We start from the raw sequence: 22,633 nt of genomic DNA on the forward strand, positions 1-22,633 counted from the left end.
GGGGGCGTCGGGCCGTACGGAGATGGGGGCCCGGGAGGTCAGGAGGCCGGGTCGGCCGCGACAACGCGGCGGAACACGGCCTTCTCCGCGCCGCGGACCGCCAGGGTCAGCGTGACGAAGTCGTCCCTGGGGCCGGGCTCGGCGCCGTCGGCGCGGCCGACCCAGGCCAGGCCGGCGTAGTGGCCCATGGCGTAGCCGCTGCCCTCGGTGTATCCCCCGGACGGGAAGACCGCCTTGCCCGACTGCGGCGCCTTGACCCAACCGCCCCGGTACGCCGTGGTCATCCCCTGGACGAGCCCGTCGGCGGAGGCGGCGTCGCGGAGGTTGAACAGGGCGTACATCGCGACGTAGCGGCCGTCGGCACTGGTGTAGAGACCCCGGGCGACCTGCGTGCACCCGCTCTGGGCGAGCCGGTCGGCGAGCTGCCCCCAGGCCGCCCCCGAGCAGCCGGCGCCCAGGTCGGTGGCGGCCAGCCGCAGGGTGACCTTACCCTCCTTGACGGTCCTGGCCGCGAAGACGTCCTTGACCGTCAGCGGCTTGGGGTCGGCCTTGCTCTGCGCGATCGGCGTGAACAGCTTCGGTGACGCCCAGCCCTTGTAGACGTCGGGCCTGGGCCGGGTGACCAGCGCGGCGGTGGTGGCCCGCTCGGGAACGACGTCCTGGCCCAGCGAGCCGACGACGAGGACCACGGCGACGATGGTGCCCACCACCCCGGCCAGCACCGCGGCCGCGACGACGGCCCGCCGCTGGAACGGGGTCAGGCCCCACTCCTCCAGCCGGGAGCCGCTGTCGAAGCGGTTCTCGGGCCGGGATCTCTCGGAGCGGGGCTTCTCCGGGCGGGGCTTCTCGGAACGGGACCTCTCCGGGCGGGACCTGCCGCGGGCCCTGGACCCCCGGCCGGCCGTAGACCCCGCGCTCCTCGCGGTCTCCTCCGCGAACTCCGCGGCCCCCCTCGGGTCCGCCGCGGGCGGGACGGCGGAGGCGTCCCGGGCGGGCGTGCCCGGGAAGGCGGGGGCGCCCCCGGCGTACGCCTCCCGGAAGAAGGGGTCGTCCGCGGCGGGGCCGGGCGGGAAGGGACCGTCCAGGAAGGGGGTGTCCGGGGCGGCGGAGCCGGGCGGGAAGGGGACGCCCGGAGCCTCGGGGGCGGCCGGTCTGGAGGCGCCGCGACGGCGCTTGCGCCCGGGGGGAGTCGTCACAGGCCGGCTCCTCCCAGGAGGCTGCCCAGGCCGAACGTCAGCGCCGCGGCGACCGCGCCGACCAGGAGCTGACGCAGGCCGCTGTACCACCAGCTGCGCGCGGTGACCCGGGAGACCAGGGCGCCCGCGCCGAACAGGGACAGGCAGGACAGCACCGCCGGCCAGACCAGGCTGGTGACGCCCAGCAGGTACGGAAGGAGCGGCAGCAGCGCGCCCAGGCTGAAGGACAGGAAGGAGGAGATCGCTGCGATCTTCGGCGAGGGGAGGTCGTCGGGGGTGACTCCCAGCTCGGCGCTGGCGTGCACCTCCAGCGCCTTCTCCGGATTGAGGGAGATCTGCCGGGCCACCTCGGCGGCCAGCGCGGGTTCGACGCCGCGCGACTCGTAGAGCCTGGCCAGCTCGTCCTGCTCGGCCTGCGGGTTGCGCTCCAGCTCGCGCCGCTCGATGTCGATCTCGGCGATGGCGAGCTCGCGCTGGCTGGCCACCGAGACGTACTCGCCGCCGGCCATCGAGAACGCGCCCGCCGCCAGCCCGGCCACCCCGGCCAGCACGACGACCTTGGTGCTGGAGGTGCCGCCGGCCACGCCGGCGATCAGGGCGAAATTGGAGACGAGACCGTCCATCGCGCCGAACACCGAGGGCCGCAGCCAGCCGCCGTTGACGTCACGGTGCTCGTGATGGATCTCGGCACGCGTGCCGGACCCTCCGCTCATCGTTTCTCTTTCCGACCGTCGGACGCAGCCTCCGCGACCCCCTTCCGGGAGTCGGCGGGCTCTTCCGGCCCGTCGGCCTGGTCCGCCGGGTGCGCCGGATCGGCGCCCCCTCCGGTGTCCAAGGCTAGCCCGGCCGACGCTATGCCCGGTTCGCCGGTCTTACCCGGTTCGTCTGCCTGATCGGTCCCGTTCGCCGTACCGGTCTCGCCTTCCGCGCCCGGCTCGTCCGCCGCGGCGGTCTCGTGCCCGTCGGCCTGGCCGGTCGGGTGGGCGGGGTCGGCGGGCGGCTCGCCGCCGGGACCGGCGGCGAGGATCCGCTCCTCGCCGGTCCTGCCGCGGGCGTACCAGAAGTAGGCCAGCGCCGCGAGGAACAGCACGACCGAGGTCCACTGGTTGAGCCGCAGGCCCAGGATGTGGTGGGCCTCGTCGATGCGCATGCCCTCGATCCAGAACCGGCCCGCGGTGTAGCCCGCGACGTACAGGGCGAACACCCTGGCGTGGCGCAGCGCGAACCTGCGGCCCGCCCAGACCAGGAGGAGGGCCAGCGCCAGGTCCCACAGCGACTCGTACAGGAACGTGGGGTGGTAGGTGGAGACCCCGGGGATCGTGCCCGGCCGGTCGGGGTCGATCTCCAGCCCCCACGGCAGATCGGTCGGCCCGCCGAACAGCTCCTGGTTGAAGTAGTTGCCCCAGCGGCCGATGCCCTGGGCCACCGCGATGCCGGGGGCGACGGTGTCGGCCACCGCGGACAGGGAGATGCCCCGCCTGCGGCAGCCGAACCACACGCCGAGCGCGCCGAGCGCGATGGCGCCCCAGATGCCCAGCCCGCCGTTCCAGATGAACAGCGCGTCGATGGGCCTGTTGGGGGCGTCCGGCCCGAAGTAGAGCTGCCAGTCGGTGATGACGTGGTAGAGACGTCCGCCCACCAGGCCGAACGGCACGGCCCAGACGGCGAGGTCGACGATCGTGCCCGGGGCCCCGCCGCGGGCCCGCCAGCGGCGTTCGCCGATGATGACGGCGACGATGACACCGAGCACGATGCACAGCGCGTAGGCCCTGACGGGGACGACGCCGAAGAGATGCCAGACCCCTTGGGAAGGGCTGGGAATCGAGGCGAGGGGCATGTCAGGTGACGTTACCGTGTCGCGGGCTACTTGGCCGCATCAACGACCTCCTGACGCAGTTCCGCCGGGCGGAACGCCACCTCGTTGTCGACCTCCTTACCGTCGAGCTTGAGCGTCGGGGTTCCCTTCAGCTTCGCCTGGTCGAGGATCCTGGCGCTGGCGGCGAGGTGGGCCTGCGCCTTCTCCTGGCCGGTCACGCACCGCTCGAAGCCGGGGTCGGTGACGCCGGCGTCCCTGCCCCAGGCGACCAGGTCCTCCAGCGAGAAGCCCGGGGTGTTCTCGGCCGGCTGCTTCCTGAACAGCTGGTCGTGGAACCTGGACCACGGGGCGCCGCCGGGGATGCAGCGCGCGGCGGCGCCGGCGCGCAGCGAGTTGCCCCGGGTGACGCCCTTGTTCATGTCCTCGGGGAAGATCGTGATCGGGTGGTAGACCACCTTCGCCTTGCCCTCGGCCGCGAGGTTCTTGATCGTGGAGCCGCTGGTCTCCTCCAGGGCCCTGCAGGCCGGGCACTGGAAGTCCTCGTAGACCTCGAGCACCGGCTTGTTCACGCCCGGCTTGGCCATCACCACCGAGCCGTCGGCGGCGACGCTGATCGGGGCGAGCGCCCCGCTGGACTCCTCGGGCTTGCTGCCCTGGGCGGCGAACCACCAGCCGGCGCCGATGGCGCCGAAGGTGACGACGGCGGCGGCGGCGATGGTCACGATGCGGCGGAGCCGCTCCCTGCGCCTCTCCTCCTCGCGCTGCGCCTTGATCCGGTCGCGGACCGACTGGTCACGCGCGGCCTTGCCCATCAGCGGTTCTCCTTCACGTGGGGCTCCTCCTCGTCGCCCTCGGCGTCGTACACCTCCCGCCCGGGGGTCAGTCCCAGCGCGGAGTCGAGCGCGAGCCGGCCCGGCGGGAACCAGGCGACGACCACGCCGAGCGCGAAGAGACCGGTGTCGCGCAGGATCGTGAGGAGGTAGTCGGGCTCGGCCCCGGCCTTGAGCTGACCGCCGCCGCCGAAGCAGCCGCAGTCGATGCGCAGCCCGCGCGCCCACGCCGAGGCGATGCCGATGACGAACGCGAGCATCAGCAGCATGGAGATCATGCCCGCGACGCGCGTGAGCAGCCCGACGACCAGCAACACCCCTACGACGATCTCCAGGATGGGAAGGCCGTAGCCGACCACCTTGGCCAACGATTCAGGAAGCAGTTCGTATGCCTCGACCGCCTGGACGGAGAGCACGGGAGTGCCGATCTTCTGCCAACCTGCGGCGATCAGCACACCCGCGAGCACCAACCGCGAAACGGTCGTCACCCAGGGTAGCGCCGAAATCGCGCGCCGTGTTCCCACGCTGGTGGGCTTCTCGGAAGTCACGAGCATCATCGTCTCCTATTCCAGGCCCCCGCCTGCGCTCGTCGCGGAAACCCCCGCCATCTCGCGGAGATCTCATCACGGGCCCGGTAAGCGTCGGATAAGCCTGCGGCGGACGGCCGCGGGCCACCCGGCTCCGGACGCGGCCGAACGGGGCGACCTGGGAATTTTATCCGAGATAGGGCTCTGAGCTGCGGATATGCCGATCGGAGACGATTCTTTGCGGCTCTGGACGCCGGCCCGCGCATCGGGGCGGCCCCCGCCCACTCGGGGTCCGCCGGGGCCCGGCGTGTCACCGCCGCGGACCGCGGGCCATGACGGCGCGCGGCCGACGCGCGGCCGGTGTGCGGGGTGTCGCGCGGCCGACGCCGTACGGCCGGCGGCGCACGGCGGGCGGCTCATGAAACGTCACGCGGCCGGCACCGTACGCCCGCGGGTGTACGGTGCCGGCCGCGTGTGGCCGGCGGTGCGCCGTCAGCGGCGGCGGACGCCCTCGGCCAGTTCGGCGGCGAGCTCGCGGACCGACGCCAGGCCGGCGGCCTCGTCGGAGGCGTCCAGCAGGCGGCGGATGAAGGCCGAGCCGACGATGACGCCGTCGGCGTACCCGGCCACCTCGGCGGCCTGGTCGCCGGTGCCGACGCCCAGGCCGACGCAGACCGGCAGGCCGGTGTGCGGGCGGGTCCGCTCGACCAGGCCGCGGGCGGCGGAGCCGACCTGGTCGCGGGCACCGGTGACACCCATCAGGGAGGCGGCGTAGACGAAGCCGGTGCAGCAGTCGACGACGGCCTTGATGCGCTCCTCGGTGGAGCTGGGCGCGACGAGGAAGACCGTGTCGATCCCGGCGGCGGCGCTGGCCTCGCGCCAGACGCCGGACTCCTCGGGCGTCAGGTCGGGCGTGATGGTGCCCGTCCCCCCGGCGCTCGCCAGGTCACGGGCGAACCGCTCGGCGCCGTAGCGGTCGATCGGGTTCCAGTACGTCATGACCAGGGTGGCGGCGCCCGTCGCGGCGACGCCCTCGACGGTGCGCATCACGTCGGCGATACGGGTGCCGTTGGTCAGCGCCCGGTGGACGGCCGCCTGGATCGTCGGGCCGTCCATGAGCGGGTCGGAGTACGGCAGGCCGATCTCGATCACGTCGCAGCCGGCCTCCACCATGGCGGAGGCGGCCGCGACGGCGCCCTCCACGGTCGGGAAGCCGGCCGGGAGGTATCCGATCAGGGCCGCGCGGTCGTCCGCCTTCGCCTTGGCGAACACCGTCTGAAGAGTCGTCATCGCTGGTTCCAGTCGCGCGGTTCGGGCCCGTTCCTCCCCCGCCCCGTGCCGGGGCGGGGGCGGGCCGGTCGTCAGAGGTTGAAGTACTTCATGGCGGTGCCCATGTCCTTGTCACCGCGGCCGGAGAGGTTGACCAGGATGATCGCCTCGGGGCCCAGCTCGCGGCCGAGCTTGAGGGCCCCGGCCAGGGCGTGGGAGGACTCGATCGCCGGGATGATTCCCTCGGTGCGGGCGAGCAGCGCGAACGCCTCCATCGCCTCGGCGTCGGTGACGCCGTGGTAGGTGGCGCGGCCGGTGTCCTTGAGCCAGGCGTGCTCGGGGCCGACGCCGGGGTAGTCGAGGCCGGCGGAGATCGAGTGGGACTCGATCGTCTGGCCCTCGTCGTCCTGCAGCACGTAGGTGCGCGCGCCGTGCAGGACGCCGACGGAGCCCTGGGTGAGGGTGAGGGCGTGCTCGCCGCTCCCGGCGCCCCGGCCGCCGGCCTCGTAGCCGTGCAGCTGGACGTTCTGGTCGCCGATGAAGGCGTGGAAGATGCCGATCGCGTTGGATCCGCCGCCGACCGCGGCGGCCACGGCGTCCGGCAGGCGGCCGGTGAGCTCCAGCATCTGGCGGCGGGCCTCGACGCCGATGACACGGGCGAAGTCGCGGACGATCTCCGGGAACGGGTGGGGGCCGGCGATGGTGCCGAACAGGTAGTGGGTGTGGTCGACGTTGGCCACCCAGTCGCGGAACGCCTCGTTGATGGCGTCCTTGAGGGTCTGGCTGCCGTTGGCGACCGGCACGACGGTGGCGCCGAGCAGCTTCATGCGGGCGACGTTGAGCGCCTGGCGCTCGCAGTCGACGGCCCCCATGTAGATCACGCACTCCAGGCCGAGCAGGGCGGCGGCGGTCGCGGTGGCGACGCCGTGCTGGCCCGCGCCGGTCTCGGCGATCACCCGGGTCTTGCCGAGGCGCCTGGTGAGCAGGGCCTGGCCGAGCACGTTGTTGATCTTGTGTGCGCCGGTGTGGGTCAGGTCCTCGCGCTTGAGGATGATGCGGGCCCCGCCGGCCTGCTCGGCGAACCGCGGCACCTCGGTGAGCGTGGTCGGCCGCCCGGCGTAGGTGCGCAGCAGGTGGTCGAACTCGCGGATGAAGGCGAGGTCGTTCTTGGCCTTCTCGTACTCGGCGGCGACCTCGTCGAGTGCCGGGATCAGGGCCTCCGGCACGTAGCGTCCGCCGAAGACTCCGAACTTGCCCCGGACGTCGGGGTCGTCGCCGTACACGCCGTTACCGGCGAGGTCGGCGGGGGTCAGGATGGTTCCCTCTGTCACTGCTCACTGCCCCTCGGGTCGGGATGCGGGGTGGGCTCCGGCGGTGACGAGGTCGACCACCGCGGCCCGCGGGTCCTTGCCGGTGACCAGGCTCTCGCCCACCAGGACGGCGTCGGCGCCGGCCCGGGCGTAGGCGAGCAGGTCGTGGGGGCCGCGCACCCCCGACTCGGCGACCTTGATGACGCCCTCGGGGATCTTGGCGGCCAGCTTGGCGAAGACGTCGCGGTCCACTTCGAGGGTCTTGAGGTTGCGCGCGTTGACGCCGATGATCTTCGCCCCGGCCTCGACCGCCCGGTCGAGCTCCTCCTCGGTGTGCACCTCGACCAGCGGGGCCAGCCCGATCGACTCGGCCCGCTCGATGAGGGAGACCAGCGCGTTCTGCTCCAGGGCGGCCACGATCAGCAGCGCCAGGTCGGCGCCGTAGGCCCGGGCCTCCCACAGCTGGTAGGAGGTGACGACGAAGTCCTTGCGCAGCACCGGGATGTCGACGACGGCGCGGACGGCCGCCAGGTCGTCGAGGCTGCCGCCGAACCGGCGCCGCTCGGTCAGGACACTGATCACGTGGGCGCCGCCCGCCTCGTAGTCCCCGGCGAGCGCGGCGGGGTCGGCGATCGCGGCCAGCGCGCCCTTGGACGGGCTCGACCGCTTGACCTCGGCGATGACGGCCACCTGGTCCCCGCCGAGCGCCGCGTAGGCGTCACGGGGCGGGGCGGCCCGACGGGCGCGCTCCTTGAGCTCCTCCAGCGACACCGATCGCTGCCGCTCGGCGAGGTCGGCGCGCACCCCGTCGAGGATTTCGTCCAGCACGCTCACCTGACCTCCTCGCGAAACTCGGAGGTCAGGTCAGCGAACCCTGCCGTGACCGCGGTCCGCTCGCTCCACTCGCTCACGAGTAAGGCCCCTCCCGAATCGATTGCCCTTGTCCAGCCGATGGTATCGGGCTTGCCGGGTCCACCTGCCACGGGGGACACCGTAGCCGACTATGGGGCTAGGAATTCCCCAAAAGGTACATTCCGCAATATCCAAAAAAGGATCATTAAAGCTAGAAATGACCATACATAGTTAGCTTGTACGGATTTCATGGTGAACGGCCGGCCCCGCCAGGAAAGCAGGACCCACCGGCCCCACACCAGCGCCGCCACCGGGACCAGCGCCACGACGAGCGGGTTGAACCCCAGCGCCGCGGCCGGGTCGCCGTGGACGAGCGCGTGCACCGCCCGCAGCCCCCCGCAGCCCGGGCAGTACAGGCCGGTGAGGGCCAGGAACGGGCACGGCGGGTAGTGACCGGGCTCACCGGGGTCGACGGCCCCGACGTAGGCGGCCGCCAGGGCCACCGCCGCGGCGGCGGCCAGCGGGACCGCCAGGGACCTCGCCCGCGGCCTCCGCGGGACCACGCCCCCGTCCGTCGCCATCGCCTCGCCCGCACCTCCGCCCTGCCCGCGCGTCCTCACCACCGGGACGACCTTCACCGGCCACGATACTCAACCCCCGGACGGCGCCCCTCCGCCGACCCGGCGGCGGGGCGGGCGCGCGCCGGTCAGAGCCCCGTGTAGACCGCGCCCGCGAAGAGCCCGAAGGCGGCGAACCACATCAGCAGCAGGACCACCCAGGAGGCGATGCCGAAGTAGGACAGGACCAGCCCGGCGATCGCCATGCCCCGCCCCTCCTCGCCGCTGCGCTTGATCTGGCTCAGCGAGACGTGGCCGAGCACCACGCCCACGATCGAGGTGGTCCCGCACAGGAACAGACCCGAGATGCCCAGGATCAGCGCGGCGATGGCCATGCCGTTGTTGCCGCGGGGCGGCGGCGGGCCGTACCCGTAGGGGTCGTAGCCGCCGGACGGCCCGTACCCGCCCGGCGCGCCGTATCCGTTCCCCGAGCCGTACCCGCCCCCTCCGCCGTAACCGTCCGCCGGGCCGTAACCGCCGGAGGAGCCGTAACCGCCGGATGGAGGTCCATAACCGCCGGACTGGTTCCCGTAATTCATGAAATACCCCCTTTGTCGACACCGCGGGGCGAAATCCTAGTGAAGAAAGGGCGGTCCCATCGGTCCACGCCCTTTTCCGTGCACAGGTCGTGACCTCGCGGCGAGCCCGGGATGCGCGGTGTTCAGGACGGACGCGGCGTACCCGGGCCGTCCGGCCTGCCCGGCGCCTCGGGGTCGTCCGGCGTCTCGGGGTCGACCGTCGGGTCGGCGCCCCGGTCGATCGCGTCCCACAGCGCCCGCTCGCCGGTGCCCCGGGCGGCGGCGCGGCCCGCCCCGCCGGAGCGTTCGTAGCGGTCGGACATGCCGGGCCAGGCGCCTCCCTTGACGGCGGCCACCACTCCCCCGGCCAGCAGGACCAGGCCCCCCACGCCGGCCACCACCGGCCAGGCCGGGACCGCGGCGACCAGCCCGCCGGTCTGGCCGGCCGCTCCGGTGGCCTGCTCGGCGGCGACCGCGACCGCCGCGGCCGGGCGGGAGCCGGCCCAGGCCGCCGCCACCGCCCCGGCCCCGCACACCGCCATCACGCCGCCGACGATCCTGCGCCACACCCCCCTGGTCGCGAGCACCGCGACGACCGCGGCGAGCGACGCCCAGGCCGCCGGTCCCAGCGCGGGGGCCACGCCCGCCGCGGCGACCGGCACCGCGCGGGCGCCGTACGTCACGGTGAACCAGTCGCGACCGGAGGCGAGCAGCACCAGCCCGGCCCCCGCCGCGCACACCGCCACCCAGGTCCACAACGCCCGCGCGGCCGTCACCCGGACGTCACCTCGAGCCGGTCGGCGTCGAAGCAGGTGCGGTCGCCGGTGTGGCAGGCCGCGCCCACCTGGTCGACCTTGAGCAGGATGGTGTCGCCGTCGCAGTCGAGGGCGGCGGACCTGACGTGCTGGACGTGGCCGGAGGTCTCGCCCTTCACCCAGTAGGCGCCGCGGCTGCGCGACCAGTAGGTGGCGCGACCCGTGGTGAGGGTGCGGTGCAGCGCCTCGTCGTCCATCCAGGCGAGCATCAGCACCTCGCCGGTGTCGTACTGCTGGACGACGGCAGGCACCAGCCCGTCGCCGGTGCGCTTCAGCCGGGCCGCGATGGCGGGGTCAAGGGACATGCCGCAATTCTGCCGCAGCCGGGGGCCGGGCCGCCGCCCGGTCCCCGCACCGGCCGCCCGGTTCCCACACCGGGCGGCCCGCCACGAGAGATCCCGCCGTACGGTCACCGCGCGCGGGACACCCCGCCGTACCTCAGCGGGCGCGGTCGTCGTCGAGCAGGTCGGCAGCCTGGACGACGATCCTGGGGTCGGGCACGCCCACGACCTCCCCGTCCTTGTCCGTGTAGTCGAACAGGTTGAGCACGTGGCGCATCGCCTCGATGCGGGCGCGCTTCTTGTCGTTGCTCTTGATCACCGTCCACGGCGCCGCCTCCGTGTCGGTGTGCAGGAACATGTCCTCCTTGGCCTGGGTGTACTCCTCCCACTTGTCGAGGGAGGCCAGGTCCATGGGCGACAGCTTCCACTGCCGGACCGGGTCCACCTGGCGGATCACGAAGCGGGTGCGCTGCTCGGAGCGGGACACCGAGAACCAGAACTTCACCAGGTGGATGCCGTCGCGGACGAGCATGCGCTCGAACTCGGGGGTCTGCTCCAGGAACTCCAGGTAGTCGTCGGGCGAGACGAAGCCCATCACCCGTTCCACCCCGGCGCGGTTGTACCAGGAACGGTCGAAGAAGACCATCTCGCCGGCGGCCGGCAGGTGGGAGATGTAGCGCTGGAAGTACCACTGGGTGCTCTCGCGCTCGTTGGGCTTCTCCAGGGCGACGACGGTGGCGCCGCGCGGGTTGAGGTGCTCCATGAACCGCTTGATGGTGCCGCCCTTGCCGGCCGCGTCGCGCCCCTCGAAAAGGATCACCAGCCGCCCGCCGGTGTCCTTGATCCAGTACTGCAGCTTCAGCAGTTCGATCTGGAGGAGCCGCTTGAGCCGGTCGTACTCCGCCCGGCCCATCCGCTCGCCGTAGGGGTACTTCTCCCGCCAGGTGTCGACCGGGCTGCCGTCCTCCCTGACCAGCACGGGGTCGTCGTCATCGTCGTCCAGGACCCTCAGGTCGGACATCTCGTCGAGCAGCTCGCTGCGGGCCGCCGCGGAGCGCACGTCGAGCACCGGTGGCCGCTGCCCCTGCGCGTCCTCGTCGGTCAGGTCCGTCATCGGTGTTCTCCCCGTGGCGCGGATGTCGGGTTCACACCACAGGCACTACCTCACCGCTCGCACGCTAATCCTCGGTGCCACCACCTGGACGGCGGCACCGCGGGACGCCGCCGGGGGCCGCGGCCCCCGGCGGCCCCCGGAACGGTCCTCAGGAGCGGGCCGCCGCGACCCAGGAGGCGTACAGGTCGGCGTAGACGCCGCCCTGGCGGACCAGCTCGGCGTGCGGGCCGCGCTGCACGATCCGGCCCCGGTCGAAGACCAGCACCTCGTCGGCCGCCTCCGCGGTGGACAGCCGGTGGGCGATGGAGACGGCCGTACGGCCCCGCGTGACGCCCTCCAGCGCGCGGGCCAGCCGTACCTCCGTGGCGGGGTCCACCGCGGAGGTGGCCTCGTCGAGCAGGAGCAGGTCGGGGTCGGCGAGGTAGGCGCGGGCGAGGGCGACGAGCTGCCGCTCGCCCGACGACAGCGACTCGCCCCGCTGGCCGACGGGGGTGGACAGCCCGGCGGGCAGCCCCTCCAGCCAGTCGGCGAGTCCCAGCTCGGTCAGGGCCAGCGTGATCTCCTCGTCGGTCGCCGACGGACGGCCGAAGCGGACGTTGTCGGCGAGGGTGCCGTCGAACAGGAAGCCGTCCTGCGGCACCATGACGATCCGCTCGCGCAGCGAGGCGAAGCGGATCCGGCGCAGGTCCTCGCCGTCCACGGTGACCCGGCCGGAGACCGGGTCCATCAGGCGGGTCAGCAGCTTGGCGAAGGTGGTCTTGCCCGAGCCGGTCTCCCCCACCACCGCGATCCGCGAGCGCGGCGGGATCTCGACGGACACGTCGCTCAGCACCGGGGGGCCGCCGGGGTAGGCGAAGGAGACGTCCTCGAAGGCGACGGAGATGGGGCCGCGCGGCAGCTCGACCCCGTCCGGGCCCGGGTCGGCCACGTCGGGCGGGGTGTCCAGCACGCCCAGGACCCGCCGCCAGCCGGCCACGGCGTTCTGGGCGTCGCTGAGCACCTCGGTGGCGGTCTGCAGGGGAGAGACGAACAGGGTGATCAGGAACAGGAAGGCGACCAGGCTGCCGGCGGTCATCTCGCCGGAGACGCCCAGCCGCACCCCGAGCAGCACCACGCCGGCGACCGTCGCCGCCGCGACGATCTCCGTCACCGGGAACACCGTGGCGACGATCCGCTGCGCGCGGGTCTGCGCGGCCCTGCTGGCGTCGATCGCGGCGTCCAGCCGCTCGGCGGTACGGGCCTCGGAGGCGTGGGCGCGGATCACCGCGGCGCCCACGACCGACTCGCTGACCGCGGCCAGCATGTCGCCGGCCCGCTCGCGGACCAGCGTGTAGGCGGTCGACAGCCATCGCTGGAAGCGCGGCAGCACGATCATCAGGGGCAGGAAGCAGGCCCACACCAGCAGGGTGAGCTGCCAGGAGTAGACCGCCATCAGGACGGTCGCGACCAGGAGCTGCCCCATCGAGATGATGATCATCAGGCCGCCCCACTGCATGAACGTGCTGATCTGGTCCACGTCGCCGGTGACGCGGGAGACCAGGGCGCCGCGGCGCTCGGTGTTCTGGGTGAGCACCGACAGGTCGTGCACGTGGCGGAAGCCGCGCACCCGCAGCGTGGCCAGGGACGCCTCGGTGGCCCGGTAGAGGCGGACGTTCATCAGGTACGCGCACAGCGCGGTGAGCACCACGGCCGCCGCGCACAGCAGCACGGCGGAGCGGATGTAGGGCACGTCCGGGACCGATCCCTTGAGCCCCCGGTCGATGGTCTGCTGGACGGCGATCGGCACGATCACCTTGCCGACCGTCGCGACCACGGCCAGGGCGAGCGTCCCGGCCAGGCCCTTGCGGAACTCGGGCGTGAGCGACAGCCCGTGGCGTACGGTGGCCAGCGCCGAGCGCTCGGTCCCCTGAAGCGAACTCACGCTCTGACCTCTTCTTCTTCCGTGTCCTCCGTGACGGTCCCGGTCGCGGCCCCGGTGAGCCCGGCCCCGGTCCCCGTCCCCGCCTCGTCCAGCGCCTCGCGCTCGGCCTCCTCGCGCTCGTAGGCGGTGACGAGGTTCCGGTAGCCCTCGCAGCGGCCGATCAGCTCCTCGTGCGGGCCCCGGTCGACGACGCGGCCGTGTTCCAGGTAGACCACCTCGTCCGCCAGGGCGATGGTGGCCATCCGGTAGGCGACGACGACCACGGTCGAGGCGCGGGCCGCGTCGCGCAGGCCGTACAGGATCTTGGCCTCCACCTGCGGGTCGACGCTGGAGGTGGCGTCGTCCAGGACGAGCAGCCGGGGATGGCGGACCAGCGCGCGGGCCAGGGCCAGGCGCTGGCGCTGGCCGCCGGACAGGGACGCGCCGCGCTCACCGAGCCTGGTGTCGAGCCCGTCGGACAGCGCGCCGACGAAGCCGTCGGCCTGGGCCAGGCGCAGCGCCTCCCGGACCTCCTCGTCGGTGACCGGCAGGCCGAGGGTGACGTTGCCGCGCACGGTGTCGTCGAACAGGAACGTCTGCTGCGGCACCAGCGCGACCGCGGCGCTGACCTCGCCGCGGGCGGCCTCGCGCAGGTCCGTCCCGTCGATCAGGACGGCGCCCTCCGCCGGGTCCACCAGGCGGACGAAGGTCTGCGCGAGCGTGGACTTGCCCGAGCCGGTGGGCCCGACCAGCGCCACGGTACGGCCGGGCTCGACGGTGAGGTCCACCCCGTGCAGCACCTCGGCGTCGCCGTAGGAGTAGCGGAGGCCGCGGATCTCCAGCCTGGCCGGCGCCTCGCCGCGCAGCTCGGCATGGCCGTGGGCCATGGAGCCCGTCGCGGACAGCACGGCCTGGACCCGCTCGTAGCCGACGACCGCGCGGGGCAGCTCGGCCAGCACCCAGCCCAGCGCCCGGATCGGCCAGGACAGCAGGGTGAACAGGTAGGCCACCTCGACGAGGGTCCCCGGGGTGACCGCGCCGCTCTCCAGGCGCATCGAGCCGATCAGCAGCACGGCGAGCACGCCGAGGGTGGGCAGCGCCTCCAGCAGCGGGTCGAACAGGCCGCGGACCCGGCCGACGGCGACGTTGGCGTCGCGCAGCTCCCCGGCGCGGGCGCGGAACCGCGCGGTCTCCTCGTCCTCGCGGCCGAGGGTCTTGACGACCAGGGCGCCGTCGAAGCTCTCGTGCGCGATCTCGCTGACCTCGGCGCGGAGCTGCTGGGCTCGGGTGGCCAGGGGGCTGAGGCGGCGCTGGTAGACCAGGTTCAGCACGGCGATCGCGGGGAAGATCAGGAAGCCGACGAGCGCGAGGACCGGGTCGGTGAGGACCATCGAGACGGCCGCGGTGATCAGCATGACGACCACGCCGACCGCCATCGGCAGCGGCGCCAGCGGCGCCCAGGCTGCCTCGGCGTCGGAGCTCGCGTTGGACAGCAGCTGCCCGGTGGGGTGGCGGTGGTGCCACGACAGGGGCAGCCTCAGGTACTGGCGGGTGACGCCGCGCCGGGAGGCGGCCTGCATCCGGTACTGCATGACGCCGGCGAAGTAGCGCCGCCCGGCCACGCCGAACGCCTTGAGCACCGACACGCCGACGATCAGGGTGGCGCCGAGGGCGAGCGCGCCGCCGCCGACCCCTCCCTGCCGGAACGAGGCGAGCACCACGTGCTCGGTCGCCCAGCCCAGCGCCCACGCCGACGCGACCGTCATCACGCCGTACAGGGCGCTGGCCAGAACGGCGGCCGTGAAGACCGCCTTCTCGGCCCGGATGGCCACCCCGAGGACGCGGAGCCCTTTACGCATGACCGCCGAGGTCACCTTGCTCGCCACTCGGGAGGTGTCCTTTCAGAGAGAAGAAGCGGGGGGTACGTTTCCACGTAAGTCACTATCACGTCAGATCATGTCCTTATTCCCTCCCGGGTCTCCTCGGGAGCGCCCGTCACCGGCGAAATCGTCCGGGCCCGGGGGTTGTTAGGATCGCCGAATGACCCACGCCCGCGCCGAACGCGCCGCGCTGAGCGACCTGTTCCTCCAGGTCGGCCCGGACGCCCCCACCCTGTGCGAGGGGTGGACGGCCTTCGACCTGGCGGCCCACCTCGTGCTGCGCGAGCGCCGCCTGGACGCCGCGGGCGGCATCGCGATCCGGCGGCTGGCCGGCCGCACCGCCGCGGTGCAGGAGTCCCTCAAGGCCCGGCACGGCTACGCCGGCCTGGTGGAGCTGGTCCGCTCCGGCCCGGCGGGCCTGTACGGCCTCGTCCCCGGCCTGGACCGCGCGGTCAACACCGTGGAGCTGTTCGTCCACCACGAGGACGTACGGCGGGCGCAGCCGGGCTGGGAGCCGCGGGAGCTGTCCCCGGGCTTCGAGGAACTGCTGTGGAGTCGGCTGCGCGGCCTCGGCCGCCTGCTGCTGCGCAGGTCGCCGGTGGGCGTGGTGCTGCGCCGCACCGGCGGCCCGGCCGGCGGGGGCTCCCGCGACGTGCTGCTCGGCGGGCCCCGGGGCGGCGCGCGGGTGGAGGTGTCGGGCCGGCCCGGCGAGCTGGTGATGTTCTGCTTCGGCCGCCAGCCGTACGCCAGGGTCGAGCCGGCCGGGTCCCCGGAGGCGGTGGCGCGCCTGCGGGACGCCTCCCTGGGGCTCTGAGCCGGCCGGACCGTCTGGATCGGCTGGTCCGCTCAGCCGTCCCCGCCTCCGGAGCCGTCTCAGCCCCGCGAACCGTCTCAGCCCCGCGAACCGTCCCGGGGCCCTGAGGCGTCACCGCCCTGGGGGCCGTCCCCGCTCTTCGGGCAGCGGGGCCCCTCAGAGTCGTCGCCGAACAGGCGGGCCGAGACCTCGGCCTGGGCGATCCGCCGCAGCGCGGCGACCAGCGCGTCGCCGAGGGAGGTCCCGACCACGACCAGCTCGACCATGCCCTCCAGGTCCGTCCGCTCGGCCACGGCCGCGACGTCGGCCCGCGCGATCAGCTCCGCCGCCCGGGCGTACTCGTCGAGACGGTCCAGCATGCCGTCGTAGCCCAGCCCCGCCGCGGTGAGCAGCACGCCGGTGACCGCCTGCATCGCGGGGCTGTCGGGCTCCTCCTCCCAGCCGTGGCGCTCGATCAGCTCCCTGGCCCGGCGCTCGGCCCTGTCCCACTCCTCGCCCTCGCCGGGCTCCCTGCGGGGGGTGACCGCCTTCTGCGCGACGCCGAGCTGGTCGTGCAGGCTGCGGCCGGGCTCGCCGAGATGGGCGAGCAGCTCGCGGATGTCGGCGATGGACAGCCCGGCGTAGTCGGCCAGGGCCCGCACCAGCATGATGCGGCGCACGTGCCGCTGATCGTATCTGGCCTGGTTTGGACTGGTCCGCTCCCCGCTGGGGAGCAGCCCCTCCCGCAGGTAGAACTTGATCATCGGCACGGAGACGCCCGTCGTCCGACTCAGCTCCGCCATCCGCACAGCGTCCTCCTCTTGTGGTTCCCTCCGAGTTTAGCTATAGATAGTGGATATATCCGTTATCCGTTTGGAAGGACGCCCCCCGTGCCGCGCCCGCACCGCCCCCTGCTGTTCATGTCCGCCGTCATGGCCGCCCTCGCGGTCGTCGCGACCGGTGGCCTCCTCCTCGACGACCGCACCCTGGACGGCACGCCCGTCTGGGCCAAGCCGCTGAAGTTCGCCCTCTCACTCGGGATCTACGGGGTCACCTGGTCATGGCTGATCTCCCTCGTCCCCCCGGCGGCGCGGACCGCCCGCTGGAGCCGGTGGCTGGGCACCGTCCTGGCCGCCGCCGCGCTGGCCGAGATGGCGGTCATCGTCATCCAGGCGGCCCGGGGGCGGCGCAGCCACTTCAACGTCTCCACCCCGCTGGACTCCGCCCTGTACTCCGCCATGGGCACCACCATCATCGTGCTGATGGTCGCCAACGTCCTGGCGGCGGTCCTGGTGGCGCGCGAACGGCGGGCGGAGCCGGCGGACGCCTGGGCGGTCCGCATCGGGCTGGCCGTCTCCGCCGCGGGCATGGCCCTGGGCTACCTGATGGTCCGGCCCAGCGCCGCCCAGCTCGCCGCCCCCGTGGTCACCGCCGTCGGCGCGCACGGCGTCGGCGTCGCCGACGGCGGGCCGGGCCTGCCCCTCCTGGGATGGAGCACCATCGGCGGCGACCTGCGCGTCCCGCACTTCGTCGGCATGCACGCCCTGCAGGCCCTGCCGCTGCTCGCCCTCGCCGTCCGCCGCGTCGCCGACCGGACGGCCCGGCTGCGCCTGGTCGCCGCCGGCGGCCTCGGCTACGCCGGGCTGACCGCCCTGGTGACCTGGCAGGCGCTGCGCGGTCAGCCGCTGCTGCGGCCCGACGGCCCGACCCTGACCGCCGCCGGGCTGCTCCTGGCCGTCACCGCGGCCGTCGCCCTCTCCGCCCTGCCGTCCCTGTCCGCGCCCGCCGCCCGGCGGGCCGCTGCCGCGATCCCCGCCGAGGTGAAGCCGTGACCGAGACCCTCTTCCAGCTCAGCTTCCTGGCCGCCGCTCCCTTCTGGGCCCTGATGATCGTCGCGCCGGCGTGGTCGCGCACCCGGCGGATCATCGGCTCGCCGCTGATCGTGCTGCCCTCGCTCGCGGTGTGCCTGACGCTGCTCGTCCCCCTGCTGGCGGACTTCTGGCCCGTGGTGACCCGCCCCACCCTGTCCGGCCTCGTCGCGCTGACCCGCGACCCGCAGGCGCTGGCCGCCCTGTGGGCGCAGATCATCTCGTGGGACCTGCTCGTGGGCCGGTGGATCTATCTCGACAGCCGGGAGAGGGGGATCCATCCGCTGGTGACGGCGCCGGTCCTGATCTCCGCGATCCTGCTGTCCCCCCTATCCCTACCGGTATATCTGACCCTGAGGGGTTGGACATCGCGGCGTCCCGACCGCACGATAGCGAAGGCGCGTCATGCCGATACCGCGAAACCGCAATGGCCGGTCGAAGCGGGACAGGTATGATGATCAAAATCCGGGAGCCACTCGGGCCGAAGATGCCAAAGATCATTAAAATTTGGGTATATACGGCTGGGACGGGAACTGCAGGAGGCCCCCAATGCAGGTCAAGAAGATCCTCACCTATGTGGCGATAGCCTTCGTGGCCTTTTATCTCTTCACCAAACCGGCCCAGGCGGCCGAAGCGGTGAACGGCGTCTTCGACGGGATCATCAGGGGGGCCGACCAACTAGCCGTGTTCTTCACACGTGTGCTGACCTGACCCGGCGGGTCCGCACCGACGTTTCCCCTGGCGCTCCCGCCGACCCCGCGGGAGCGCACGGCATCCCGGCACCGCGTCCACCGTGACGCCATCGTGACGCCTCCGGCGTCCCCTCAAGGCCCCCGGGATCACCGGGACGACGCGGAGACGCCGCCGGAGACCCCGGTGAGTCCCGGTGAGTCCCGGTGAGTCCACGACGGCCCCATGGCGTCACCGGCACCGCCCCGATGTGCTTCCGCCGCACCACCGGACGTGTTACGCACGAGACATGGCAGATCGTCACAGCGTGACCGGAGCCCACCCGCTCGACCCGGACGAGCGGCGCGTCCTCGAACGCGCCGAGACCGAGGGCATCGAACTGGTCCGCTTCCTGTACGCCGACCACGGAGGCGTCATCCGCGGCAAGGCCGCCTCCCGCTCCCGGCTCGCCGAGCGGCTCGGCTCGGGCATCGGCCACACCGTGGCGATGATGGCGATGAACATGCTCGACCAGCTCCAGAAGGTCGAGCGCCTCGGCCCGGTCGGCGAGGTGCGCATCGTCCCCGACCCGGCCACCTTCGTCGCCCTCCCCTACGCCCCCGGCGCCGCCGCCATGGTGTCGGACCTGCGCCGCCCCGACGGCTCCCCCTGGGAGGTCTGCCCGCGCACCTTCCTGCGAGAGGCGATCGACGCCCTGGCCGCCGAGGGCCACGCCCTGGTCGCCGCCTACGAGCCGGAGTTCACCCTCGGCCGCCGCGTGCCGCACCCCTCCGGCGGCCTCGACCGGCTGGTCCCCGCCGACGACAGCCTGTGCTACGCCACCCCCGGCTTCAACCAGGCCCACGACTACACGATGCGGCTGGTGCGCGCCCTGCAGGGCCAGGGGCTGCACGTCGAGCACTACCACCCCGAGCTGGGCCACGGCCAGCAGGAGCTGTCGATCCGCCACGCCCCCGCGCTGCGCGCCGCCGACAACCACGTGATCTACCGCGAGACCGTCCGCGGCGTGGCCTCCGCCATGGGACTGTGGGCCTCCCTGGCCCCCAAGCCGCTGGCCGACCAGGCCGGCAACGGCGCCCACCTGCACCTTTCCCTGTGGGACCGGGACCTGCGGGTCAACGCCTTCGGTGACGTCGGCGACCGCTACGGCCTGTCGCCCCTCGCCTACCGCTTCATCGGCGGCCTCCTCGCCCACCTGCCCGCCCTGACCGCGCTGACCTGCGGCTCGGTCAACGGCTTCCGGCGGCTGACGCCCGGGATGTGGTCGAGCGCCCACGTCTGCTACGGCATGGACAACCGGGAGGCCGCGGTGCGGATCTGCTCCCCCGTGGGCGGCGACGCCGAGGCGGCGGCCAACCTGGAGTTCAAACCCTCCGACTCCTCTGCCAACCCCTACCTGTCGCTGGGCGCCGTCATCCACGCCGGCCTGGACGGCATCCGCCGCGACCTCGACCCCGGCGACCCGGTCGACGTCGACCCCGCCACCCTCCCCGAGGGGAGCGTGCCCCGGCTGCCCACGACGCTCGCGGAGGCCCTGGACGCGCTGGAGGCCGACGAGCTCCTCATGAACGCCCTCGGCCCGCTGCGCGCCACGGCCTACCTGGCCGTCAAACGCTCCGAGGCCCGCGCCTTCGCCCTCCAGGACGCCGACTACGAACTCTTCCACCACTTCCGCGTCTTCTGACCCGCCGGCCCCCTCTCCACGACGCACCGGCGGTGACCGCGGCCAGCCCTCCCCCGCCCGTCCCCGTAGTGGCCGCCCCGCTTCCGTTCGCCCGTTCCCGTGGCCGCCCCGTCCCCGCTCGCGGCGCGGCGGACGGCACCGTCCCGGTGGTTCGGGGCGGCGCTTTTCCGGGGTTTCGCGCCGTAATTCGCAGCGGATTGTCAGAAGGGGGGCGTATGGTGCGCGAATGCACTCTCCGCAGTACCCCGGCCAGTCACCGCAGCCCGACCGGCCCGCACAGCCCGGTCAGTGGCCCGGACAGCAGCCGCAGCAGCCCGGACAGCAGCCCGGGCAGTGGACCAACGGACCCGGCGGGCCGGGTGGACCAGACGGACCGCAGCCGCACCGGCAGCCCGGCCAGTGGCCCGGCGCTCCCGGCCAGCCCGGACAGCCTGGACAGCTTGGGCCCGCGCAGCAGCCCGGCGGCCAATGGCCGGGACACGCCGATGGCCGGCCCGATGGTCAGTGGCCGGGACAGGGCGGCGGACAGGCCGGTGGACAACCCGGCGGGCAGTGGCCGGGACAGGGTGGCGGGCAGCCCGGCGGTCAGTGGCCTGGGCAGCAGCACCCGCAGCAGCCGTACGGCTCGCCGGCTCCGCCGTACGGCCCGCAGGGGCGGCACCCGTACCCGTCCCAGTCCCAGCAGCCGCAGATCCACCCGCCCCGGCAGGACGGCCCGCAGGGCTGGCAGCACCCGCAGCCGAACCCGGCGGCGTGGGCGCCGCCGAGCTGGCAGCCCGGAGCGCAGCCTCCCAGGAAGGGCGGCGGCCGCAAGGTCGCGCTGCTCGCGGCCGGCGGCGTGCTGGTCCTGGCGGCCGCGATCGGCGGCGTGGTGGTCTTCACCGGCGACGACGACCCCGTGGCGGCCCGACCGGCGGTGACCACCGTGCCGCGGGAGGAGCCGACGGGGCGGCCGCGGGCGACCGAGGAGCCTGAGCCCGACCCGAAGCCGACCTCGGAGCCGGAGTCCAGCTCGGGCGGCGGGCAGCAGGCGGAGAACGAGGAGATCTTCCTGACGACCGTGCGGCAGCGGCCCGCGCTGAAGCAGACCGACTCGGCCACGCTCCTGCGGCTCGGCCGGTCGATGTGCAAGGCCCTCGACGACGGCAGGAGCCTCACCGACGTCGCGACCGGCAACTCCGACCGCTATGGGCTGGAGACCTCGGCGTTCGTGACAGGCGCGGCCATCGTGGCGCTGTGCCCCCGCCACCGCAACCTGGTCCCGGGCTGAGCCCCCGCCCTCCTGCCGGCCCCCGGACCGGACGGGCGGGACCCGCTGGAAAGCGGGAACGTGCGCCGATACCTCCGTGCGCCACGAATACCGATATGCCGGACACCGCGAAAACGGTCCCGCGCTTCCGGCGTGAGAAGCGATCCGGGGCCGCCCCTCGGGGCGGCCCCGGCGGCCTCAGCGGACGGGGTGGCCCGCCGCGCGCAGGGTGTCCTTCACCTCGCCGATCTTGAGCTGGCCGAAGTGGAACACCGACGCCGCCAGGACCGCGTCGGCCCCGGCCTCCACCGCCGGCGGGAAGTCCGCCAGCTTCCCCGCGCCGCCGCTGGCGATCACCGGGACCGACACGACCGCCCGCACCGCCCGGATCATCTCCAGGTCGTAGCCGTCGCGGGTGCCGTCGCCGTCCATGGAGTTGAGCAGGATCTCCCCCGCCCCCAGCTCCTCACCGCGCCGGGCCCACTCCACCGCGTCGATGCCCGTGCCGCGACGGCCGCCGTGCGTGGTCACCTCGAACCCGGACGGCGTCGGCGGCCCGTCCACCACCCGGCGGGCGTCCACCGACAGCACCACGCACTGCGCGCCGTACCGCCGCGACGCCTCCGTCAGCAGCTCCGGCCGGGCGATGGCGGCGGTGTTCAGGCCCACCTTGTCCGCGCCGGCCCGCAGCAGCCGGTCGACGTCCTCCACCGAGCGCACCCCGCCGCCGACCGTCAGCGGGATGAACACCTGCTCGGCCGTACGGCGCACCACGTCGTACATCGTCGAGCGGTCGGAGCTGGAGGCCGTGATGTCGAGGAACGTCAGCTCGTCGGCCCCCTCGGCGTCGTAGCGGCGGGCCAGCTCGACCGGGTCCCCGGCGTCGCGCAGGTTCTCGAAGTTGACGCCCTTGACCACCCGCCCGGCGTCCACGTCCAGGCAGGGGATCACTCGCACCGCGACGGTCATCTCAATCTCCTTGTATCACGCGGGCGCTCGTCACGGGCGCCTCGCGGTAGGCGTCGACCTCCACCTCGACCAGCATGCGCGGGTCGATCAGACCCGCCACCCGCACCCCGGTGCAGGCGGGCCGCACGCCGCCGAACAGCTCGGCGTGCGCCCGGCCGACCTCGTCGTAGTGGTCGTCGTCGACCACGAAGTAGCGGACCCGCACCACGTCGCGGTGCGACAGGCCCGCCTGCTCGATCGCGTCGAGCGCGACGCCGAAGGCGGTCAGCGACTGCCGGTAGGCGTCGCCGACGTGCCGCACCTCGCCCTCGACGGCGGCCGTGCAGCCCGAGACGATCACCCACGGCCCGGCCACCACCGCGCGGGCGTAGCCGTACCGTTCCTCCCAGACGCCGCCGCTGAACACCCGCGTGCCCGAGCGGCGGCTCGTCGTGTGCCCCCCGATGTGCCGCATC

General features: G+C 73.6%; 25 protein-coding genes. 6 read left to right on the plus strand and 19 right to left on the minus strand.

The annotated features are described in order from the left end of the window. Positions 1–38: 38 nt before the first annotated feature. From HDA43_RS04005 to HDA43_RS04075, 15 genes are all read right to left on the minus strand, one after another. Complete coding sequence (locus HDA43_RS04005) at positions 39–1,196, minus strand: hypothetical protein (RefSeq protein WP_179818354.1); 1,158 nt, start codon at positions 1,194–1,196, stop codon at positions 39–41. After that, positions 1,193–1,909 (minus strand): VIT1/CCC1 transporter family protein, encoded by a 717-nt coding sequence (locus HDA43_RS04010; protein WP_179818355.1) that lies wholly within the window; start codon positions 1,907–1,909, stop codon positions 1,193–1,195. Before HDA43_RS04010 ends, HDA43_RS04005 begins: the two co-directional genes overlap by 4 nt. Then, positions 1,906–3,033, minus strand: coding sequence for a prolipoprotein diacylglyceryl transferase (gene lgt, locus HDA43_RS04015; protein WP_179818356.1), 1,128 nt, complete (start codon positions 3,031–3,033; stop codon positions 1,906–1,908). Before lgt ends, HDA43_RS04010 begins: the two co-directional genes overlap by 4 nt. Before the next feature lie 26 nt (positions 3,034–3,059). Further along, the gene (locus tag HDA43_RS04020; RefSeq protein WP_179818357.1) at positions 3,060–3,824 is read right to left on the minus strand and encodes a DsbA family protein; all 765 of its coding nucleotides are present in this window, start codon (positions 3,822–3,824) and stop codon (positions 3,060–3,062) included. Next, entirely contained in the window at positions 3,824–4,399 is a 576-nt protein-coding gene (locus HDA43_RS04025; protein WP_281395016.1) for a MauE/DoxX family redox-associated membrane protein, read from the minus strand. Before HDA43_RS04025 ends, HDA43_RS04020 begins: the two co-directional genes overlap by 1 nt. A 462-nt stretch (positions 4,400–4,861) precedes the next feature. Continuing rightward, entirely contained in the window at positions 4,862–5,659 is a 798-nt protein-coding gene (trpA, locus tag HDA43_RS04030) for a tryptophan synthase subunit alpha (RefSeq protein ID WP_179818359.1), read from the minus strand. 71 nt (positions 5,660–5,730) lie between these two features. After that, entirely contained in the window at positions 5,731–6,921 is a 1,191-nt protein-coding gene (gene trpB / locus HDA43_RS04035) for a tryptophan synthase subunit beta (RefSeq protein ID WP_312873378.1), read from the minus strand. Between the two features lie 51 nt (positions 6,922–6,972). Further along, the gene (gene trpC / locus HDA43_RS04040) at positions 6,973–7,782 is read right to left on the minus strand and encodes an indole-3-glycerol phosphate synthase TrpC (RefSeq protein ID WP_179818360.1); all 810 of its coding nucleotides are present in this window, start codon (positions 7,780–7,782) and stop codon (positions 6,973–6,975) included. Positions 7,783–7,949: 167 nt separating this feature from the next. After that, positions 7,950–8,381 carry a DUF2752 domain-containing protein gene (locus tag HDA43_RS04045; protein WP_179822747.1) on the minus strand — a complete coding sequence of 144 codons (432 nt, stop codon included), beginning with the start codon at positions 8,379–8,381 and terminating at the stop codon, positions 7,950–7,952. Between the two features lie 125 nt (positions 8,382–8,506). After that, entirely contained in the window at positions 8,507–8,956 is a 450-nt protein-coding gene (locus HDA43_RS04050) for a DUF4190 domain-containing protein (protein WP_179818361.1), read from the minus strand. 122 nt (positions 8,957–9,078) lie between these two features. Then, entirely contained in the window at positions 9,079–9,711 is a 633-nt protein-coding gene (locus tag HDA43_RS04055; RefSeq protein ID WP_179818362.1) for a Trp biosynthesis-associated membrane protein, read from the minus strand. Continuing rightward, positions 9,708–10,055 (minus strand): phosphoribosyl-AMP cyclohydrolase, encoded by a 348-nt coding sequence (gene hisI, locus HDA43_RS04060; RefSeq protein ID WP_179818363.1) that lies wholly within the window; start codon positions 10,053–10,055, stop codon positions 9,708–9,710. Before hisI ends, HDA43_RS04055 begins: the two co-directional genes overlap by 4 nt. A 133-nt stretch (positions 10,056–10,188) precedes the next feature. Further along, on the minus strand, positions 10,189–11,145 hold the full coding sequence (ppk2, locus tag HDA43_RS04065; protein ID WP_179818364.1) for a polyphosphate kinase 2: 957 nt from the start codon (positions 11,143–11,145) through the stop codon (positions 10,189–10,191). Positions 11,146–11,293: 148 nt separating this feature from the next. After that, positions 11,294–13,066, minus strand: a complete 1,773-nt coding sequence (locus HDA43_RS04070; protein ID WP_179818365.1) for an ABC transporter ATP-binding protein — start codon at positions 13,064–13,066, stop codon at positions 11,294–11,296. Continuing rightward, positions 13,063–14,904, minus strand: a complete 1,842-nt coding sequence (locus HDA43_RS04075; RefSeq protein ID WP_179822750.1) for an ABC transporter ATP-binding protein — start codon at positions 14,902–14,904, stop codon at positions 13,063–13,065. The genes HDA43_RS04070 and HDA43_RS04075 overlap by 4 nt, the downstream gene beginning before the upstream one ends. 181 nt (positions 14,905–15,085) lie before the next feature. Here HDA43_RS04075 and HDA43_RS04080 point away from each other — a divergent pair, with 181 nt between their 5' ends. Next, on the plus strand, positions 15,086–15,739 hold the full coding sequence (locus tag HDA43_RS04080) for a TIGR03085 family metal-binding protein (protein WP_179818366.1): 654 nt from the start codon (positions 15,086–15,088) through the stop codon (positions 15,737–15,739). A 77-nt stretch (positions 15,740–15,816) separates the two neighbouring features. Here HDA43_RS04080 and HDA43_RS04085 read toward each other — a convergent pair whose 3' ends face one another. Then, a complete protein-coding gene (locus tag HDA43_RS04085) occupies positions 15,817–16,521 on the minus strand; it encodes a MerR family transcriptional regulator (RefSeq protein WP_218911590.1) in 705 nt (234 codons plus the stop codon). Between the two features lie 87 nt (positions 16,522–16,608). On the opposite strand from HDA43_RS04085, the gene HDA43_RS04090 reads away from it, so the two are divergent. The 4 genes from HDA43_RS04090 to HDA43_RS04105 all read left to right on the plus strand — a co-directional run bounded on the left by HDA43_RS04090 (position 16,609) and on the right by HDA43_RS04105 (position 19,960). Continuing rightward, complete coding sequence (locus HDA43_RS04090; RefSeq protein ID WP_312872977.1) at positions 16,609–17,550, plus strand: hypothetical protein; 942 nt, start codon at positions 16,609–16,611, stop codon at positions 17,548–17,550. Further along, positions 17,547–18,041 carry an ABA4-like family protein gene (locus HDA43_RS04095; RefSeq protein WP_179818368.1) on the plus strand — a complete coding sequence of 165 codons (495 nt, stop codon included), beginning with the start codon at positions 17,547–17,549 and terminating at the stop codon, positions 18,039–18,041. The genes HDA43_RS04090 and HDA43_RS04095 overlap by 4 nt, the downstream gene beginning before the upstream one ends. 94 nt (positions 18,042–18,135) lie before the next feature. Continuing rightward, complete coding sequence (locus tag HDA43_RS04100; protein WP_179818369.1) at positions 18,136–18,297, plus strand: hypothetical protein; 162 nt, start codon at positions 18,136–18,138, stop codon at positions 18,295–18,297. A 268-nt stretch (positions 18,298–18,565) separates the two neighbouring features. Further along, positions 18,566–19,960 carry a glutamine synthetase family protein gene (locus HDA43_RS04105; protein WP_179818370.1) on the plus strand — a complete coding sequence of 465 codons (1,395 nt, stop codon included), beginning with the start codon at positions 18,566–18,568 and terminating at the stop codon, positions 19,958–19,960. 253 nt (positions 19,961–20,213) lie between these two features. Here the strand turns inward: HDA43_RS04105 and HDA43_RS04110 are convergent, their stop codons facing one another. After that, positions 20,214–20,693, minus strand: coding sequence for a hypothetical protein (locus HDA43_RS04110; RefSeq protein ID WP_179818371.1), 480 nt, complete (start codon positions 20,691–20,693; stop codon positions 20,214–20,216). 105 nt (positions 20,694–20,798) lie between these two features. On the opposite strand from HDA43_RS04110, the gene HDA43_RS04115 reads away from it, so the two are divergent. Further along, on the plus strand, positions 20,799–21,230 hold the full coding sequence (locus HDA43_RS04115) for a DUF732 domain-containing protein (RefSeq protein WP_179818372.1): 432 nt from the start codon (positions 20,799–20,801) through the stop codon (positions 21,228–21,230). Positions 21,231–21,407: 177 nt separating this feature from the next. Here the strand turns inward: HDA43_RS04115 and hisF are convergent, their stop codons facing one another. Next, positions 21,408–22,178, minus strand: a complete 771-nt coding sequence (hisF, locus tag HDA43_RS04120) for an imidazole glycerol phosphate synthase subunit HisF (protein ID WP_179818373.1) — start codon at positions 22,176–22,178, stop codon at positions 21,408–21,410. Between the two features lies 1 nt (position 22,179). Beyond that, positions 22,180–22,632: a RidA family protein gene (locus tag HDA43_RS04125; protein WP_179818374.1), complete on the minus strand. Its 453-nt coding sequence runs from the start codon at positions 22,630–22,632 to the stop codon at positions 22,180–22,182. Between the last annotated feature and the right edge of the window lies 1 nt (position 22,633).

The organism is Streptosporangium sandarakinum (assembly GCF_013409935.1).
Taxonomy (GTDB): domain Bacteria; phylum Actinomycetota; class Actinomycetes; order Streptosporangiales; family Streptosporangiaceae; genus Streptosporangium; species Streptosporangium nondiastaticum.